Source organism: Streptomyces sp. NBC_00078, from assembly GCF_026343335.1.
In the GTDB taxonomy this organism is placed as follows: Bacteria; Actinomycetota; Actinomycetes; order Streptomycetales; family Streptomycetaceae; genus Streptomyces.
Genome location: NZ_JAPELX010000001.1, coordinates 7308654 through 7325658 on the forward strand (window position 1 = coordinate 7308654; position 17005 = coordinate 7325658).

A 17005-nucleotide genomic window follows, 5' to 3' on the forward strand; every position below is an offset into this window, starting at 1 on the left:
CGCGACCATGACCCAGGCACCGACACCCACCGCGGACACCGTCCGCCGGCTGGTCAGCTCCCTGCTCAAGGGGGGCGCGAGCGGGGCCGCAGGACCCGAGGTGCGGCCCGTCGCCGAGGGCGGTGAGCACTCCACCTGGTGGGTCGGCACCCGCCATGTGCTGCGCCTCGCCCTCGACCGCGAGACCGCCGTGCGCCAGCGCCGCGAACTGCGCCTGCGCGATGTCGTGCGCCCGCATCTGCCGGTGGCGGTGCCGATGAGCGTGGCGCACGGGGAGTGGGCGCCGGGGCTCACGTACACGCTCGACACGGTGGTGCCCGGTGGCTCGGGCGAGGAGTACGACGTGTCCGCCGTCGGGGAGGCCGACCTCGCGGGGCTGCTCACCGGGCTGCGCGAGGTGCCCGCCCGGCAGGCCGAGACCCTGGGCGTCCCGCGTACCGCCCCGCGCTCCCTGGAGGCCCTGCGCAGGGCCGCCGAGAAGTGTGCCGTGCGCCTCGCCGCGGCCGACGAGTTCGACCCAGGCCGCCTCCACCAGCTCAGCGCCTCCGCCGCCGTCCAGCTCGCCGCCCAGCCCGGCACCGCCGTCCTCGTCCACCACGGCCTCAAGGGCGAGCACCTCGTGGTCAGTGCCGAGGGCCGGGTGCGGGGCATCCTCGACTGGACCGACGCGGCCGTCGGCGACCCGGCCGAGGACATCGCGGGCCTGGCGATCGCCGTCGGCTCCCCGGCCGCCGTCCGCGCCGCCACGCTGGCGGGCTACGGAGCCCGGCCGTGTCTGCGCGGCCTGTGGCTGGCCCGGTGCGACACGGTGATCCGCCTGTCCGAACGCCTGGGCGGCGGCGACAGTCCCCTGCCGCTGCTGCGGACCCGGCTGCGACGCGCCTGGGAGGCGATCCTGCTGGAGCGCGTGACGGAATTCCGGGACGAGGACGAGGACGCCGACGGGGAGCTGTAGAGGCCGTCCGTTCAGGCCTGCAGCAGCACCACGCACGACTCCCCGGGCAGGTGCAGCACGCCGTCCGCGTCCGGCGCGCCCACCTGCTCCCAGGCGGCCAGCACGCGCGCGGGACGGGTGCCCAGCGGGACGGCCGCCGGTGCCTTGGCGAGGTTCACCACCACCCGGACGTCCCCGCGGCGAAAGGCGAGCCAGCGATCCCGCTCGTCGTACGCCACCTTGGTGTCGGCGAGGTCGGGATCGGTCAGGTCTGCCTGCTCGTGCCGGAGCGCGATGAGCCTGCGGTACCAGGCCAGCACGCGCGCGTGGGGCTCGTTGCCGGGCTCCGTCCAGTCCAGGCAGGAGCGGTCGCGGGTCGCAGGGTCCTGCGGATCCGGTACGTCCTCCTCCGCCCAGCCGTGCTCCGCGAACTCCCGCCGCCTGCCCCGCCGTACGGCCTCGGCGAGTTCCGGATCGGTGTGGTCGGTGAAGAACTGCCAGGGGGTGCCGGCCGCCCACTCCTCGCCCATGAACAGCATCGGGGTGAAGGGCGCGGTGAGGGTGAGCGTGGCCGCGCAGGCGAGCAGGCCGGGGGAGAGGATCGCCGCAAGCCGGTCTCCCTGCGCGCGATTGCCCACCTGGTCGTGCGTCTGGCTGTACCCGAGGAGCCGGTGCCCGGCCACACGCGTACGGTCCAGGGGGCGCCCGTGGTGGCGGCCGCGGAAGCTGGAGTACGTGTCGTCGTGGAAGTAGCCGCCGCTGAGCGTCTTGGCGAGCGCGGCGAAAGGAGCGCGTGCGAAGTCGCCGTAGTAGCCCTGGGACTCGCCGGTCAGCGCGGTGTGCAGGGCGTGGTGGAAGTCGTCGTTCCACTGTGCGTGCAGACCGAGGCCGCCCTCCGCGCGGGCGGTGATCAGCCGCGGGTCGTTCAGGTCGGACTCGGCGATCAGGAACAGCGGCCGGCCCAGCTCGGTGGCGAGGGTGTCCACGGCCGTGGACAGCTCCTCCAGGAAGTGGCACGCGCGCGTGTCCGCCAGCGCGTGCACCGCGTCCAGGCGCAGCCCGTCGAACCGGTAGTCACGCAGCCAGGCCAGCGTGCTGCCCACCAGATAGGCCCGGACCTCGTCCGAACCGGGAGCGTCGAGATTGACCGCGGACCCCCAGGGCGTGTGGTGCGTGTCCGTGAAATACGGGCCGAACGCCGGCAGGTAGTTGCCCGAGGGACCGAGGTGGTTGTGTACGACGTCCAGGACCACGCCCAGGCCCAGTTCGTGCGCCCGGTCGACGAACCGTTTCAGCGCCTCGGGGCCGCCGTAGGGCTCGTGCACCGCCCACAGCGAGACCCCCTCGTAGCCCCAGCCGTGCCGTCCGGGGAAGGGGCACAGCGGCATCAACTCGACGTGCGTGACGCCCAGTTCAACCAGGTGCCCCAGCCGCTCCGCGGCCGCGTCCAGGGTGCCTTCCGGGGTGTAGGTGCCCACGTGGAGTTCGTAGAGGACCGCGCCGGGCAGCGGGCGTCCGGCCCACTCGGTGTGCCACGCGTACCGCCCGTGGTCGACGACGGCGCTCAGCCCGTCCGGTCCGTCCGGCTGTCTGCGCGAACGCGGGTCGGGCAGCACGGGGCCGTCGTCCACGGCGAACCCGTACCGCGAGCCGTCCCGCGCCTCGGCCTCTCCTCGCCACCAGCCCTTCCGTTCCGGATGGCGCTCCAACGCGCGCGTGGCGCCGTCGCACTGGAGCGTCACACGGCCGGCCTGCGGTGCCCACACCTCGAACTGCACGGACGGTCCCCTTCGTCTGCTCACCGTGATGTAGCCCGACCATGGTGCTTCAAACGGGATCAATCCGCTTTCGAATCCTCCCTTTTGCGGCTGGTGTCGTCAGGTACGCGCGCGTGGCGGGCGTTTTCTCGTTTTCTGGACACCCGCAGTCGGCTGACCGACAATCACGAACGTGACGTCGTCCTTCGAGTTCAACACGTACCCCGCGCGGCTCTCCGACGCGGAGCGCGACAAGGCGCTGCAGGTGCTGCGTGACGGCGTCGCCATGGGAAGGCTGTCGCACGACACGTTCATCCGCCGCATGGAGCTGGCCCTCGCCGCCCGCCGCTCGGACGAACTCGTGGTCCTCACCGCCGACCTCCCCCAGGAGAGCCGCTTCTCGCGCCTGGTGTTCGGCACCGTGGAGGCGGTCTCCGGCTTCACGGTACGGCTGCGCAGGGCCTGGCAGGCCGAGCGTCTGCCCAAGCTGCTGCTGCCGCACCCCGCCGGCGGCCATCCGCTGCGCATCGGACGAGATCCGGCCAACGGACTGCGTCTCACGCATGAAACCGTGTCCCGCGTGCACGCCGAACTCAGCCGCCAGGGCGGCACATGGGTGCTGCGCGACCTCGGCTCGACCAACGGCACCACGGTGAACGGGCGGCGGGTCATCGGCGCCGCCGTCGTGCGCGAGGGCGATCAGGTCGGCTTCGGACGGATGTCGTTCCGGCTCGCCGTCGACTGAGGGGCCGACTCAGTCACCCCTTAGCTATGGCCTGAGCATGACACGGCGTTGACGTGCTGTGATGGCCCAAATCGGTTTCCCCTCCATGGTGTTGACGTACCCCTCAAGTCGTGACTGACTGTGCGTACGCCATGTACATCAGGTGAAGCGACGGCGCCACATTGTGGAGGTGCGTCCTGCCGACACTCCTCCGCTACCCGACCGTCGACGAACTCGGCGCGCGGGCGGCAGCGCTCGTCGCCCGCCGTCCCGCGGACGCTCGTCTACGCCGTGCCGGCACCTCCCGCGCGGGCACCCCGATGTGGCTGCTTTCCGTCGGTCACGGCAGCCGGCAGGCTCTCGTCGTCGCCGGGCCGCACGCCAACGAACCCGTCGGCGGCGCCACCGTGCTGCGCCTCGCCGAACGAGCCCTCGCCGACCCGAGGTTCACCGAGGGCGCCGACGCCACCTGGAACCTGCTGCTCTCCCTCGACCCCGACGGCCTGCGCCGCAACGAGGGCTGGCTGCAGGGCCCGTACACCCTCGGCCGCTACTTCCGGAACTTCTTCCGGCCCGGCTTCCTGGAACAGCCCGAATGGCTGCCCGACGGCGCGGCGGGCGCCGCGCTGCCGGAGACCCGCACCCTGCTCGACCTCCAGGACGAACTGCGGCCCTTCCTGCAGTGCTCCCTGCACGGCGTCGACGTCGGCGGCGGCTTCGTCGAACTCACCCGCGACCTGCCGGGCCTCGCGGGACGCGTCGCCCACACCGCCGACCGTCTGGGCATCCCACGCGAACTCGGCCCGTACGACACCCTGTACTGGCCGAGCCTGGGCCCCGCCGTCTACCGCATCCCGCCGCCCCGCATCGGCGATCTGGCAGCGGCCATCACCGAGGCCGCCGTCGAGTCGACCTGGTTCCACCCGCACCGGCACGGCACGGTGACGGCGGTCGTCGAGGCACCCATGTGGGGTGTGGCGGCCGTGGAGGACGGCTCCCCGCCTACCGACGCCACCGCGGTGCTGCGTACGGTCAGCCACACGCTGCGCCAGGACTCCCGGCTCCTGGAGGTGTTCCTCGCGCGGCTCAGGCCCCACCTCGCGGGTACGCGGGACGCGGCCGCACTGCTCGCTCCCGTGGACGACTACTTACTGGTCTGCCCCGGCCTCGCCGACGCGTGGGACCCCGATGTCGCCGACGGGGCGCGCTCGCTCCCGCCGCTCAGCACCGCCCATCTGGCCGCCCTGCGTATCGCCGGGCGGCGGCTCGCGCTGCGGACCGCGGGGCTGCTGCACCAGCTCGTGACCGGCGCCGGCCGCGACCCGGCGGGCGTACTGCCGGACCTGGACCGCCTCATCGAGGAGTGGTGCGCCGACTACCGCGACGGCATCGGAGCGCGGTGGATACCGGTCGCGCGCCAGGTGGAGTACCAGTCGCGCGTGGTGCTCGCCGCGTTCGAACTCGCCGGGCGCCACGCCCCCGCGTTCTCCCGTTCGGGTGAGCCGGACTGGGGTTCCCAGGCCGCCGTGCCGATGCATCAGGAATGACGATCAGCACCACAGCGAAAGCGGTACGAGGCGGTCTGCTGGCGGCCGCCCTCCTTGTCGCCGGCGCGGCCCCCGCCCAGGCGATGGCCCGGCACTTCCCGCCGGGCGACTGGCTCTACCTCACGGTCACCAAGGGCGACGCCCGCTCCGGCCCCGGCCACGGCACCCTGCTGATGTGCGACCCGCCCGAGGGCCACACCCGAGCGGCCGAGGCGTGCAGTGAACTGGCGGCGGCCGACGGCGACATCTCCCGGATCCCGGCGAAGGACCGCTTCTGCCCGATGATCTACGCACCGGTGACCGTCCACGCGAGCGGGCAGTGGAGCGGCCGGCGGGTCGACTACACCCAGACCTACTCCAGCACGTGCTTCATGGGCGCGCGCACGGGATCGGTCTTCGCACTGGACGGCTGATCCCGGGGATCACGAGCCCACGCCGTCACGCCGCCCGGTCGCGCGCACACCGAGCCGCCGTGACGACCGTACGGGACTGGTGCTCGACCTGGTGCTCCAGAGGCACCCAGCGCGCGCGGAAACGCTCGGCGAAGGAGTCGCTCCAGGTCGCCACGAGCTGCTCCAGACCCGGTGCCGCACGGTCGCCGCTCTCCCGCAGGACCCGTAGCAGCATGGCCGCCGCCCGCAGCGGCAGGCGGCGGCCGAACGCGTCCACACTGCCGACGTACGCCATCGTGTCGTCGGCGGGAGGCGTGTGGATCCAGTCCGCGGCCAGGCCCGGAACCACTTCCAGCGCCCACTTGGCGGCCCGCAGCAGCGGCCCCTCGACGCCCTCCAGACGAGGCAGCGCCTCGTCGAGCACCCGCTCCACCTCCAGCGCGTCCCGCAGCAGCCGGCGGGCCAGCCGTCCGATCGCCGCCGCCGGCTCGGGATGCGGAGCAGGGTCGGCCACCAGGTCGCTGGCCCACATCGGCACCTCGACCACCGCCGTCAGACCGCCGTGGCGGTGGGTGGCGTACCAGGTGCTGCGGCGGGCGTCGTCGGGCATGCTCGGGTACGCGGCACCCGCGCCGGGGGAGGGCATCACATGCACTCCGGGCCCGGACGCGGCCCAGCCGGCGGCGTCCGAGGCGCCCGTCTCCACCGGGATGTGCAGCTGCGCTGCGGACTTGGCGAACGGCTCGGCGAGACCGGGTACGTCCTTCGTCAACTGGACCCAGCTGCCGCCCAGATCCGTGGCGTGCAGGGTCACCTGGAGGTAGGGGCGCAGTTCGTCGATGACCCGGGTCAGCGCGCGCGTCTCGGGCGGCAGCCGGTGCGGCGGCAGCACGGACGGCGACCACTCCGGCTGCTCCTCGGCCGCGGGCCGGAAGAACCCCAGGTGGTAGTCGAAGAGACTGCGCGGCGCCGGGGTGACGTGCAGGCTCGCCCCGTCAGGGTCGGCGCAGAGCAGGAAGTGCCAGGACGTGCCCGCACGCAACTCACGCTCGGACAGCACTCGTTCGGCGAGCGCGAGGAGCGTCGAGCCGCCGACCGGCTCGTTGGCGTGGGCGCCCGCGACGACCAGCACGGCACGCCGGGCACGGCCCACCGACAGCAGGTGCAGGGGCCGGCCCGCCCTGGAGACGCCGACCTGCCGCAGCGTGCACAGGCCAGGTCTCTGGGCGGCCAACAACCTTGCGAACGAAACGAGTTGGGGCACGGTGGGGTAGCACAGCTGCGGCAGGAGACTCACCCCCGTCAGGTCCGCCCGGCTCGGCCATCCGCAGTACCCCACGCTCTCTGTGAAGTGTCAAGGACGCCATGGGGAGGCGCCAGGGGGCGCCGGGATGCATTTAGCGGCAGCAGCCATGGGCATTGCTGCCGGCCCGGGCGCGGACACCGGCACTCACCGCTGATGCGGCGCACGCCCGGTGACCGCCGGACAGCCCTCCATGCCGCCTCAAGGGCGGGGCTACGCTGAAGCGACCCGTTCCAGCAGCACCACCGGCAGCCGTTCGAAAAGGTCCTCCATGCGCGTGTGCCCCGTGAACTCCCGCTCCGGAGACAGCACATCGGACCAGCGCCCGGGCGGCAGCGGAAGGCGCGTGTCCCGCCAGCCGCCCGCCTCCGCCAGCCGCAGCGACAGCCGTGTCACCGCAGTGACGACCTCTGCGGACCGTACGAACGCCGCACAGTGGGCGGCCGCCGGGCCCTCGGCGGTCAGCGGCGCGTACGTCGCCGCGTCCCCGAAGGCGGCGGGCCGCCGCGCGCGAAGCCGGAGCGCCGCCGCTGTCACCGCGTTCTTGTCGCCGGGGTCCTCGGGCGGGAACCGCACCGTCCGCCGGTTGTCCGGGTCCACCAGCGCCAGGTACTCGCCCTCGGTGCCCTGGTAGACGTCGGGCACGCCCGGCATCGTCAGGTGGACCAGGGCGGTACCCAGCAGGTTCGCCCGGATGTGCGCCTCCAGCTCACTCCTCAGGGCGGCCACGTGCTCGCCCGGCGCCCCGCAGGGACCCGCCGCGACGAACGCCGCCACCGCCTCCTCGTAGGCGGGCTCCTGCTCCGTCCAGCTCGTGAACAGACCCGCCTCGCGGACATGTTTCAACAGGGCCTGCTGCACGCGCTCCTCGGTTGCCGCACCGAGCCCGAACACCGTCTGCCAGGCCGCCCACGCCAGCTGTGCGTCCGGCACGCCCTCGCCCGCGCGCGTCACCTCCGCCAGTACGTCCGCCCAGCGCTGCGGGCACTCGGTGAGCACGGCCAGCGCCGCCCGTACGTCGGCGCTGCGCTTGGTGTCGTGCGTCGACACCGCGGTCCCGGTCGCCGGCCAGTCGCGCTGCACGCGCGCGCAGTAGGCGTGAAAGTCGTCCGGGGACACCGCCGGGCTCCCCGGGTTGCCGCCCACCTCGGTCGCCGACAGCAGCGGCACATGGCGGTAGAACGCCGTGTCCTCGACGGACTTGGCGCGCAGCGCCGACGCGGTCTGCGCGAACCGGGCCCGGAACTCCAGCAGGCCGGGCCCGTCACCGGCCCGCCCCAGCACCAGGTCGCGCACCACGTCCACCGCACCCGCCTCCTCCGGCACGACGAAGGCGAGCCGGGCCTCGGCCGCGGCCTCCTCTGTGACCACGGAGGCGGCGTCCGCGGAGGCGTAGGGCCGGTAGACGTCCAGGCGGACCAGCAGCTCCTGCAGCGCCGTGCGCAGCGCCCAGGGAGCGCGGTCGCGCAGCGCGGGGTCCGGTGCGGCGGCGCACAGTCTGCTCGTCACCCGGGTCAGCCGTTCGACCTCGGTGGCCAGCTCGTGCGTGAGCACCTTGTACGCCGCCCGCCGTACCGTCGCCGCCCAGTCGCCGCCCCGGTCCGTCTGCGGGGCCGCGAACCGCCGGTACTGTCCGAGGAGTTCACCGAATCCCGCCGGGTCGGTGAAAAGCCCGTCGATGTGCCGCAGCGCGTCGTAGCCAGTGGTGCCCGCGACAGGCCACGAGGCCGGCAGGGGCTCGCCGTCCGAAAGAATCTTCTCCACGACCGTCCAGCGGCCGCCCGTCGCCTCGTGCAGCCGCCTCAGGTACGCGTCCGGGTCGGCGAGCCCGTCGGGATGGTCGACGCGCAGCCCGTCGATTACGCCCTCGTGCAGCAGCCGAAGCACCTTCGCGTGTGTCGCCTCGAACACCTCCGGGTCCTCGACGCGCACCCCGATCAGCTCCGAGATGCTGAAGAAACGCCGGTAGTTGAGCTCGGTGCGGGCCAGCCGCCACCACACCGGGCGGTACCACTGCGCGTCCAGGAGCTGCGGCAGCGGCAGCCCCCTGGTGCCCTCGCGCAACGGGAACACATGGTCGTGGTAGCGCAGCACGTCACCGTCGACGCGCAGGTCGGCCATCACCGAGCCGAGCGGCCCCCCGAGCACCGGCAGCAGCACCTGGCCGCCCTGCGCCTCCCAGTCGACGTCGAACCAGCGCGCGTACGGCGACTTGGGGCCCTCCCGCAGCACCTCCCACAGGGCGTGGTTGTGGCGCGGGGCCATCGCCATGTGGTTGGGCACGATGTCCACCACCAGGCCCAGACCGTGCTCCCGCGCGGTGTGGGCCAGCGCGCGCAGCTCCTCCTCGCCGCCCAGTTCCTCGCGTACGCGCGCGTGGTCCACGACGTCGTAGCCGTGCAGCGAGCCGGGCACGGCCTCCAGCACCGGCGACAGATGCAGATGTGAGACGCCGAGCGACGCCAGGTACGGCACGGCGGCCGCAGCGGCCGCGAACGGGAACGCGGGCTGCAGCTGCAGCCGGTAGGTGGCGGTGGGCACCACGGGGTCGACTCGCTCAGGTGTCATGCAAGCCTACGTACCCGTCCTGCCGCACTTCGTGTCATCGTCCCCTCGACGAGTGCACGCGCGCGTGCCCGGCATCGAGTGACGGGGATCACGGGGCGCACGTACAAGGACGTCATCGCACCGACCGGGCGGCTGCTGCCGCCGGTGTCCTTTCGGGGGCGGCTGCCGATGCCCACGATCCAGCTCGGGAGCGTACCGCTCGTCGCCCGCACGAGCGTCTGGCCGACGTCCGCGGGCCTCACAGGCGGGGGCTCACGCCCGGACAGGTGAGCTGAGGCCCGCCGGTGGGCCGGCTCGGCGACCGGCGAGACCGGCGGGCGGTCGTGCTCCTCTTTCCCCCGCGACGGCATCACGGTCACCGCGCCATGTGGCCGGCGCGCCCGCCGGACTGCCCACCGCGCTGCTCGCGCTCCTGGGGGCGTCGGCGGGTGCGACCGTACAGCTGATCGGCCCCCCGAGCCGCGCCCGTCCGGGGGCGCCGCCCGTGGCCATGCAGCTACGGAGCCATGGAGTCACCAGCTACGGAGCCACGCAGCCTCCGAGCCCCAGGTCGGCACGGCCCTCTCCTTCGAGAGCACCCTCGACGAGAGCTCTTCGTCCTGGGACGGGCGCCGGCCGGCCCGGCCGCCGTACTCGCGCATCCCGCGTACGCCCTGGCCGCCGCCGCCCTCCTGGCGGCCATCTGCGGCACGGGCTCCGCCTCGCACCCGACGACGGGCGCGACCCGGCCCGGCCACCCGGCCCGGAATACCCACGCCGACGGCCAGGCCCGCGCGGTCGCCGTCACCGGCTCCCTGGCCGAGTCCTGCGGCCCCGCGGCCGCGTTCGTGGCGGCGAGGCTGGCCGCCGTCCCCGCCTGTGTGATGGCCGGTGACGGCGCGCCCGGCCTCGTACCTCGGGCCTGCCGAAAGGCCCTCCACGCGCGCGTGGAGGGCCGTTTCGGCCGATCGCACCGGCGTGGAGCGGCCCCGGGTGGGTCTAGACCGGCCGCTGCAGCACCGTCAGGCTGCGGTCCACCAGGGTCAGCCGGTCCCCGGCGCGTACCTTCGGGCCCGTGTCCGGTTGTGCCCCGTCCGTGCGGGCGGTGTCGACGACGACCTGCCACTGGCGGCCGTGGTTGACCGGCACCACGAACTCCAGCGTCTTCGGCGAGGCGTTGAACATCAGCAGGAACGAGTCGTCGCCGATCCGCTCGCCGCGCGTGCCCGGCTCGGAGATCGCGTTCCCGTTCAGGAACACCGTCAGCGCCGATGCCGGTGCCGTGTCCCAGTCACGCTGGGTCATCTCCTTGCCCTCCGGGGTGAACCAGGCGATGTCCGACAGCTCGTCGTGGGTGCCCTCCACCGGGCGCCCGTGGAAGAAGCGGCGCCTGCGGAAGACCGGATGGTCCTTGCGCAGCCACACCATCGCGCGCGTGAAGTCCAGCAGCTCGCTGACGGCCGTGTCATTCTCCGCGTCGGGGGCCGGCCACTTCACCCAGGCCAGCTCGTTGTCCTGGCAGTAGGCGTTGTTGTTGCCGTTCTGCGTGCGGGCGAACTCGTCGCCGTGGCTGATCATCGGCACGCCCTGGGACAGCATCAGCGTGGCGACGAAGTTCCGCATCTGGCGTGCCCGCAGCCGCAGCACCTCGGGGTCGTCGGTCTCGCCCTCCGCTCCGCAGTTCCAGGACCGGTTGTGGCTCTCGCCGTCCCGGTTGTCCTCGCCGTTGGCGCGGTTGCGCTTGTTGTTGTAGGCGACCAGGTCGTGCAGGGTGAAACCGTCGTGGCAGGTCACGAAGTTGATCGAGGCCAGCGGGCGGCGGCCGTCGTCCTGGTAGAGGTCCGACGAGCCCGTCAGCCGGGACGCGAACTCGGCGAGCGCGCGCTGCTCACCCCGCCACATGTCCCGCACGGTGTCCCGGTACTTGCCGTTCCACTCGGTCCAAAGCGGCGGGAAGTTGCCCACCTGGTAGCCGCCCTCGCCGACGTCCCACGGCTCGGCGATCAGCTTCACCTGGGACACCACCGGGTCCTGCTGCACCAGGTCGAAGAACGACGACAGCCGGTCCACCTCGTGGAACTGCCTGGCCAGCGTGGCCGCCAGGTCGAAGCGGAAGCCGTCGACGTGCATCTCGGTGACCCAGTACCGCAGCGAGTCCATGATCAGCTGCAGGACGTGCGGGGACCGCATCAGCAGGGAGTTCCCGGTGCCCGTGGTGTCCATGTAGTAGCGCGGGTCGTCGGTGAGCCGGTAGTACTGCGGGTTGTCGATGCCCTTGAAGGAGAGCGTCGGGCCCAGGTGGTTGCCCTCGGCCGTGTGGTTGTAGACCACGTCCAGGATGACCTCGATACCGGCCTCGTGCAGCGCCTTGATCGCCGACTTGAACTCCAGGACCTGCTGGCCGCGGTCGCCCCAGGAGGCGTACGCGTTGTGCGGGGCGAAGAAACCGATCGTGTTGTAGCCCCAGTAGTTGTTCAGGCCCATGTCGACCAGCCGGTGGTCGTTCACGAACTGGTGGACCGGCATCAGCTCCAGCGTGGTCACGCCCAGCTCCACCAGATGCTCGATGATCACCGGGTGCGCGAGCGCCGCGTAGGTGCCGCGCAGCTCCTCAGGCAGCCCCGGGTGCTGCATGGTGAGACCCTTCACATGGGCCTCGTAGATCACCGTCTCGTGGTAGCCGCGCCGGGGCCGCCGGTCGTCGCCCCAGTCGAAGTAGGGGTTGACCACGACCGACGTCATCGTGTGCGGCGCCGAGTCCAGGTCGTTGCGCTCGTCGGGCGCGTCGAAGTGGTAGCCGTACACCTCCTCGCCCCAGCGGATGGAACCGCTGATCGCGCGCGCGTACGGGTCGAGCAGCAGCTTCGCCGAGTTGCAGCGCATGCCGCGCTCGGGGGCGTACGGGCCGTGCACGCGGAAGCCGTAACGCTGTCCCGGCATGATGCCGGGCACGTACGCGTGCCGCACGAAAGCGTCGCTCTCGCGCAGTTCCACCGCCGTCTCCGAGCCGTCGTCGTGCAGCAGACACAGCTCTACTCGGTCCGCGGTCTCCGAGAAGACCGCGAAATTGGTGCCGGCGCCGTCGTACGTGGCACCGAGCGGATACGCCTCGCCAGGCCAGACCTGCATGGACACGACTCTTTCAGCTGGGGCGCGCCGTCGGCGGCGCCTTCGCGTCGAGTGTCCCCGAAAGTGATGGAACCACCTATGACTTACGTCCCTCTTACCGATCGACCAGGCATACGCGGTATGCCGAATCCAGTGGGGCAGACACGTACTCCCGGGATGAAGGGGAGCTGGGGGAAAATGTGCGCAAGATAGTGCACCGCCATCTGGGCAAGGTGGTGGCCGGAGCGGCCATCGCGTTGGCCGGGACCGCCGTGATGGTCGGCATCACCCTGCCGGGGACGGCGGGGGCCGACGAGTCGGGGGGCGGCAGCGCCGGCACCCGGGCGGCGCAGCAAGCGGGACAGGGGCAGGACGGCGCCGTCCCGGCAGGTGTGGTCGAGCAGGCGCCCGCCGAGGGCGTCAAGGGCAAGGGCAACGACCCGCTCACCGACGACGAGACCAAGCGGGCCGAGCAGATCGCCGCCGGCCGGCAGCTGCTGAACTCCGCCGAGAACGTCGAGGGCGAGCGCGGACCGCAGCGCCTCACGGTCGACATCGCCGACCCGGAGAACGACGAGGCGGACGACCCGAACGCGCCCCGTCGCGCCGACGTGACGTTCTACGACTACAAGAACGACACCCTCGTCACCAAGACGGTCAACCTGGACACCGGAAACGTCGAGGAGACCGGCACGCAGCATGGCGTCCAGCCGCCGCTGAGCCGCGCCGAGAACGCCGAGGCCGCCAGGCTCCTGATCGCCGACCCGCTCGGCGCCGGCCTCAAGGCGGACTACAAGGACGCCACCGGCAAGGAACTCACCTCGCCGGACCAGCTGCTGCTCAACGGCGCCGTGTACCGGGCCACGCCGGGCGCCCAGCCCGCGGTACTGGACAAGTGCGGTGAGCACCGGTGCGTGCGGCTGTTTCCGAAGGTCGTCAAAGGGCCGTGGATCGACGCCAGGTCGCTGATCGTCGACCTCAGTGCAGGCAAGGTCGCCAAGCTCGCCCGACGCTGAGCCCGCCTCCGTTCACTTTTCCCACTTGCTCCTCCTGTAAGGGAGTCACTTCTTCATGCGCGTCATAAGAATGAGCCGTGCCCGCATCCGGACCGCCATCGGCCTCTCCGTGGCCGCGCTGGCCGCCGGTGCGGTCACCGGTGCCGGACCGGCAGCCGCCCAGCCGAAGGCCGCCGCAGCGCCCGCCGCCGACTGCAGCGCCGCCTACAGGATCGAGCAGAAGCTCTCCACCGGCACGACCTGGCGGATGTGCTGGCGCTACGACAGCAAGGCCGGACTCGTCCTCGACAACGTGTCCTACCAGCCCAAGGGCGAGACCACGCCGATCAAGGTGCTCAACAGCGCCCGGCTCGCCCAGATCGACGTGCCCTACGACGACGGCAGCGTCGAGTACGACGACCTCACCGGCTTCGGCTTCGCCCAGGGCCTGATGAACCTGGCACCGGGCGAGTGCCCCGGCGGCACCATCAAGACCGTCAAGGTGCCCGACGCCTGGGACCCGTCGCAGGCCAACGTCAAGGGCCTGTGCACCACCACCCGCGCCCGCGGCCACGCCTACCGCATGCAGGGAAACAGCGCCAACCAGGTCTACCAGGCCCAGGGCAAGGACCTTCTCATCTACACGGTCAACCAGGTCGGCTGGTACGAGTACATGACCGAGTGGCGCTTCCAGGACGACGGCACGATCAACATGAACGTCGGTGCCACCGGCAGCCTCTCCTACGAGGACTACGACGCGGGCGACGGCCGCGGCTGGCCCATCGGCAAGGGCGCCACCGCCTCCGCCACCAGCCACACCCACAACGTCTTCTGGCGGCTGGACTTCGGCCTCGACGGCTCCTCCAAGACGAAGGTCGAGCAGTACGACTCGAAGGTCACCCCGCCCGCCCGCGGCCAGGAGGCCCCGAGCGCCAAGACCAGCCGCACCAAGGTCACCAAGGAACTCGCCGGCGACTACAAGACCTACCGCTGGTGGCGGATGGTCAGCGCGACCGGCAAGAACAAGGACGGGCACGCCCGCTCGTACGAGATAGTCCCCGGCACCACCACCAAGTACCCGGGCCGCAGCTTCACCAAGCACGACCTGTACTTCACCGAGTACAACAAGTGCGAGCAGTTCGCCAGCAACAACACCGGCAACTGCCCCGCCGCCTCGGGCAAGTCCGTCGACAAGTGGGTGAACGGGCAGACCCTCACCCACCCGATCGTCTGGATGAACGTGGGCTTCCACCACATAGCGCGGGACGAGGACCAGCAGCCCATGCCGATCCACTGGCAGGGCTTCTCCATCGCCCCGAGGGACGTCACGGCTATGAATCCGCTCACTCCCGGCGCCCTCGCGTCCCAGAACGGCCACTGGGAGCCGCGTAGTTGAGAAACGACACTGTCCATCCGGCTGCACCGTCGACCGCTCCCGGAGTACCCTTCCTTGATCGTTGACACGGGGTAGTGCTCGGGGGAGCGGAAGGCGGTGCGCGGGTGGGGTCGGGAGGGCTGGAGTTGCCCCCTGGTGACGAGGGTCACGAGGGGGACTCCGCAGACGTCCCGCCCGGCACGGTGTCCCTGGCCAGGCCCATGGCGACGAGTTCCATCGGGCCGGAGCTGGACTGGGACACCGACGCCTGGCGCGAGGTGCGTACGCGCGCTCAGCGAGCCGGCCGGGCCTACATCTGGCTGAACCTCGTCGAACAGCGGCTGCGCGCGGTCGTGGCCGCCGTTCTGCGGCCCATCTACGAACCCGTCCACGGCGACGACTGGGTGGTCGCCGCGGCCGGGCCGGCCGGCCAGGAATGGGTGCAGCGCGCGGTTGCGGTACGTGAAGTCAGCCGCCGCAAGGGCTACTTGCTCGACCCGGCCGACGACAACGTCCTCAGCTTCCTCACCCTGCCGCAGCTGCGCGAGCTGATGGTGCAGCACTGGCCGTGCTTCGAGCCGTACATCGACGACCGCCGCGACGTCGAACTCGCCCTGGACGAGCTGGAGGTCACCCGCAACGTCGTCTCCCGCAACCGCGCCCTGTCCGAGGCGGTCCTGAACCAGGCCGAGCGGGCATCGGCGAAGCTGCTGGACATCCTCGGCGCGGCCGGAGACGTGCCGTCCGCCCGCCGGCTGCCCGTGGACGCGGTGGAGGACCTGGTCGGCGACCGGTACGCGGACGTGGTCGCCGTGCACCCCGACCGGGTGCGGCTGCTGCGCCAGTTCCCGGCCGAGGACATGTTCGGCGGCGCCCGCCGCCTCGACGCCGTCGGTATCGGCCTCAACCTGCTCGTGCAGAACTTCTCCGGGCGACGGCTGCTGCGTCTCGCCGAGGCCGGCTGCCGCGTCCGGCTCCTGTTCCTCAACCCGGCCTCCAGCGCCGTCAAGCGGCGAGAGCGGGAACTCGGCATGAAGCGCGGGGAGTTGAGCCGCGCCGTCGAGATGAACATCCTGCACATGCGCCGGGTGCGGTCCCGGCTGCGCGACCCGGGCGCCTTCGAGATCCAGGTCTACGACGAGACCCCGCGCTGCACGGCCTACCTCGTCGACGGCGACGGCTCGGACGGCATCGCCGTCGTGCAGTCGTATCTGCGGCGTTCGCGCGGCATGGAGGCGCCGGTGCTGGTGCTGCGCAACGGCAACCGGGTGGTCAAATCGGGCGACGTGGATGACAGCGGGCTCTTCCCGACCTATCGCGAGGAGTTCGAAACGACTTGGGTGGATTCGCGGCCCGTGTCCTGAACCGCCCGTGGCCGCAAGCGGAATGCGGTCCTCGGATTGTCAGTGGCACATGGGAAGGTGGAGACCACTGGGGGAAAGCACCACCAAGAAGGGGGGCCGCACATGGGCTGGCACCAGGAGCTGCTGATCGGCTTCGACCTGGAGACGACCGGGACCGATCCGCGCGAGGCGCGCATCGTCACGGGGGCCGTGATCGAGGTCAGGGGCGGGCAGCCCATAGGGCGCCGGGAGTGGCTGGCGGATCCGGGAGTGGAGATCCCGGCCGACGCGGTCGCGGTCCACGGGATCAGTAACGAGCGGGCGGCGGCGGACGGCCGCCCCGCCGACCAGGTGGCGGACGCCATCGCGGACGTCCTGGCCGGGTACTGGAAGACAGGCGTCCCAGTGGTCGCCTACAACGCCGCCTTCGACCTGAGCCTGCTCTCCGCCGAGCTGCGCAGGCACGGCCTCCCGTCCCTGCGCGACCGGCTGGGCGGCATCGACCCCGCCCCGGTCATCGACCCGTACACCATCGACCGCCGGGTCGACCGCTACCGCCGCGGCAAGCGCAACCTCGAAGCGGTCTGCACGGAGTACGGCGTACCGCTCGACGCCGCGCACGACGCCTCGGCCGATGCCCTCGCCGCGGCCTGTCTGGCCGGCGCGATAGCCGCCCGCCACCCCAAGATCGCAGCCCTCGGTCCGGCGGAACTGCACCGCCGCCAGATCGCGTGGTATGCCGAGTGGGCGGCGGACTTCCAGAGCTTCCTGCGCGGCAAGGGGGACGCGACGGCGGTCGTCGACGGCACCTGGCCCCTGCGGGAGCCGGCGGACGAGACGGTCTGAACCACCGGTTCGGGAGCGCCCCCAAGGGGCGCGGGGCTGCATCGCTATGCGGCTCCGCCGAGCGGGCGCGACCCGTCACACAGGCCCACAGTTGCCCGACAGCACCACGTGCCTGACCCATGGGCTGCCCATGG

Annotated in this window: 12 protein-coding genes; 8 read left to right on the top strand and 4 right to left on the bottom strand. The window is 72.0% G+C overall.

The genetic code is table 11. The features are described from left to right. Positions 1–7: 7 nt before the first annotated feature. Positions 8–955 carry an aminoglycoside phosphotransferase family protein gene (locus tag OOK07_RS34060; RefSeq protein WP_266800300.1) on the top strand — a complete coding sequence of 316 codons (948 nt, stop codon included), beginning with the start codon at positions 8–10 and terminating at the stop codon, positions 953–955. 11 nt (positions 956–966) lie between these two features. Here OOK07_RS34060 and treZ read toward each other — a convergent pair whose 3' ends face one another. Next, on the bottom strand, positions 967–2712 hold the full coding sequence (gene treZ, locus OOK07_RS34065; protein ID WP_266800301.1) for a malto-oligosyltrehalose trehalohydrolase: 1746 nt from the start codon (positions 2710–2712) through the stop codon (positions 967–969). Positions 2713–2884: 172 nt separating this feature from the next. Between treZ and OOK07_RS34070 the strand changes: the two genes are divergently transcribed. From OOK07_RS34070 to OOK07_RS34080, 3 genes are all read left to right on the top strand, one after another. Beyond that, on the top strand, positions 2885–3436 hold the full coding sequence (locus OOK07_RS34070; RefSeq protein ID WP_266800302.1) for an FHA domain-containing protein: 552 nt from the start codon (positions 2885–2887) through the stop codon (positions 3434–3436). Positions 3437–3597: 161 nt separating this feature from the next. Then, positions 3598–4962, top strand: a complete 1365-nt coding sequence (locus OOK07_RS34075) for a M14 family zinc carboxypeptidase (protein ID WP_266800304.1) — start codon at positions 3598–3600, stop codon at positions 4960–4962. Then, positions 4959–5375: an SSI family serine proteinase inhibitor gene (locus OOK07_RS34080; RefSeq protein WP_266800306.1), complete on the top strand. Its 417-nt coding sequence runs from the start codon at positions 4959–4961 to the stop codon at positions 5373–5375. Before OOK07_RS34075 ends, OOK07_RS34080 begins: the two co-directional genes overlap by 4 nt. A gap of 25 nt (positions 5376–5400) precedes the next feature. Here the strand turns inward: OOK07_RS34080 and OOK07_RS34085 are convergent, their stop codons facing one another. The 3 genes from OOK07_RS34085 to glgX form a co-directional block, all read right to left on the bottom strand. Next, complete coding sequence (locus OOK07_RS34085) at positions 5401–6651, bottom strand: M14 family zinc carboxypeptidase (protein WP_266800308.1); 1251 nt, start codon at positions 6649–6651, stop codon at positions 5401–5403. A 219-nt stretch (positions 6652–6870) separates the two neighbouring features. Beyond that, positions 6871–9225: a malto-oligosyltrehalose synthase gene (gene treY, locus OOK07_RS34090; RefSeq protein ID WP_266685657.1), complete on the bottom strand. Its 2355-nt coding sequence runs from the start codon at positions 9223–9225 to the stop codon at positions 6871–6873. A gap of 978 nt (positions 9226–10203) precedes the next feature. After that, a complete protein-coding gene (glgX, locus tag OOK07_RS34095) occupies positions 10204–12333 on the bottom strand; it encodes a glycogen debranching protein GlgX (RefSeq protein ID WP_266685660.1) in 2130 nt (709 codons plus the stop codon). 179 nt (positions 12334–12512) lie between these two features. On the opposite strand from glgX, the gene OOK07_RS34100 reads away from it, so the two are divergent. The 4 genes from OOK07_RS34100 to OOK07_RS34115 all read left to right on the top strand — a co-directional run bounded on the left by OOK07_RS34100 (position 12513) and on the right by OOK07_RS34115 (position 16871). Then, positions 12513–13328, top strand: coding sequence for a Tat pathway signal sequence domain protein (locus tag OOK07_RS34100; protein ID WP_266800310.1), 816 nt, complete (start codon positions 12513–12515; stop codon positions 13326–13328). Between the two features lie 55 nt (positions 13329–13383). Next, entirely contained in the window at positions 13384–14703 is a 1320-nt protein-coding gene (locus tag OOK07_RS34105) for a copper amine oxidase (protein ID WP_266800312.1), read from the top strand. Between the two features lie 74 nt (positions 14704–14777). Beyond that, a complete protein-coding gene (locus OOK07_RS34110) occupies positions 14778–16046 on the top strand; it encodes a DUF5919 domain-containing protein (RefSeq protein WP_266800314.1) in 1269 nt (422 codons plus the stop codon). A gap of 102 nt (positions 16047–16148) precedes the next feature. Beyond that, positions 16149–16871 (top strand): 3'-5' exonuclease, encoded by a 723-nt coding sequence (locus tag OOK07_RS34115; protein ID WP_266685665.1) that lies wholly within the window; start codon positions 16149–16151, stop codon positions 16869–16871. Positions 16872–17005: the final 134 nt, after the last annotated feature.

What these genes read in the sequence shown, in the direction of transcription:
- OOK07_RS34115 (WP_266685665.1), top strand. Translation starts at nt 16,149, where the DNA reads ATGGGCTGGCACCAGGAGCTGCTGATCGGCTTCGACCTGGAGACGACC.
- OOK07_RS34105 (WP_266800312.1), top strand. Translation starts at nt 13,384, where the DNA reads ATGCGCGTCATAAGAATGAGCCGTGCCCGCATCCGGACCGCCATCGGC.
- OOK07_RS34080 (WP_266800306.1), top strand. Translation starts at nt 4,959, where the DNA reads ATGACGATCAGCACCACAGCGAAAGCGGTACGAGGCGGTCTGCTGGCG.
- glgX (WP_266685660.1), bottom strand. Translation starts at nt 12,333, where the DNA reads ATGCAGGTCTGGCCTGGCGAGGCGTATCCGCTCGGTGCCACGTACGAC.
- OOK07_RS34060 (WP_266800300.1), top strand. Translation starts at nt 8, where the DNA reads ATGACCCAGGCACCGACACCCACCGCGGACACCGTCCGCCGGCTGGTC.
- treY (WP_266685657.1), bottom strand. Translation starts at nt 9,225, where the DNA reads ATGACACCTGAGCGAGTCGACCCCGTGGTGCCCACCGCCACCTACCGG.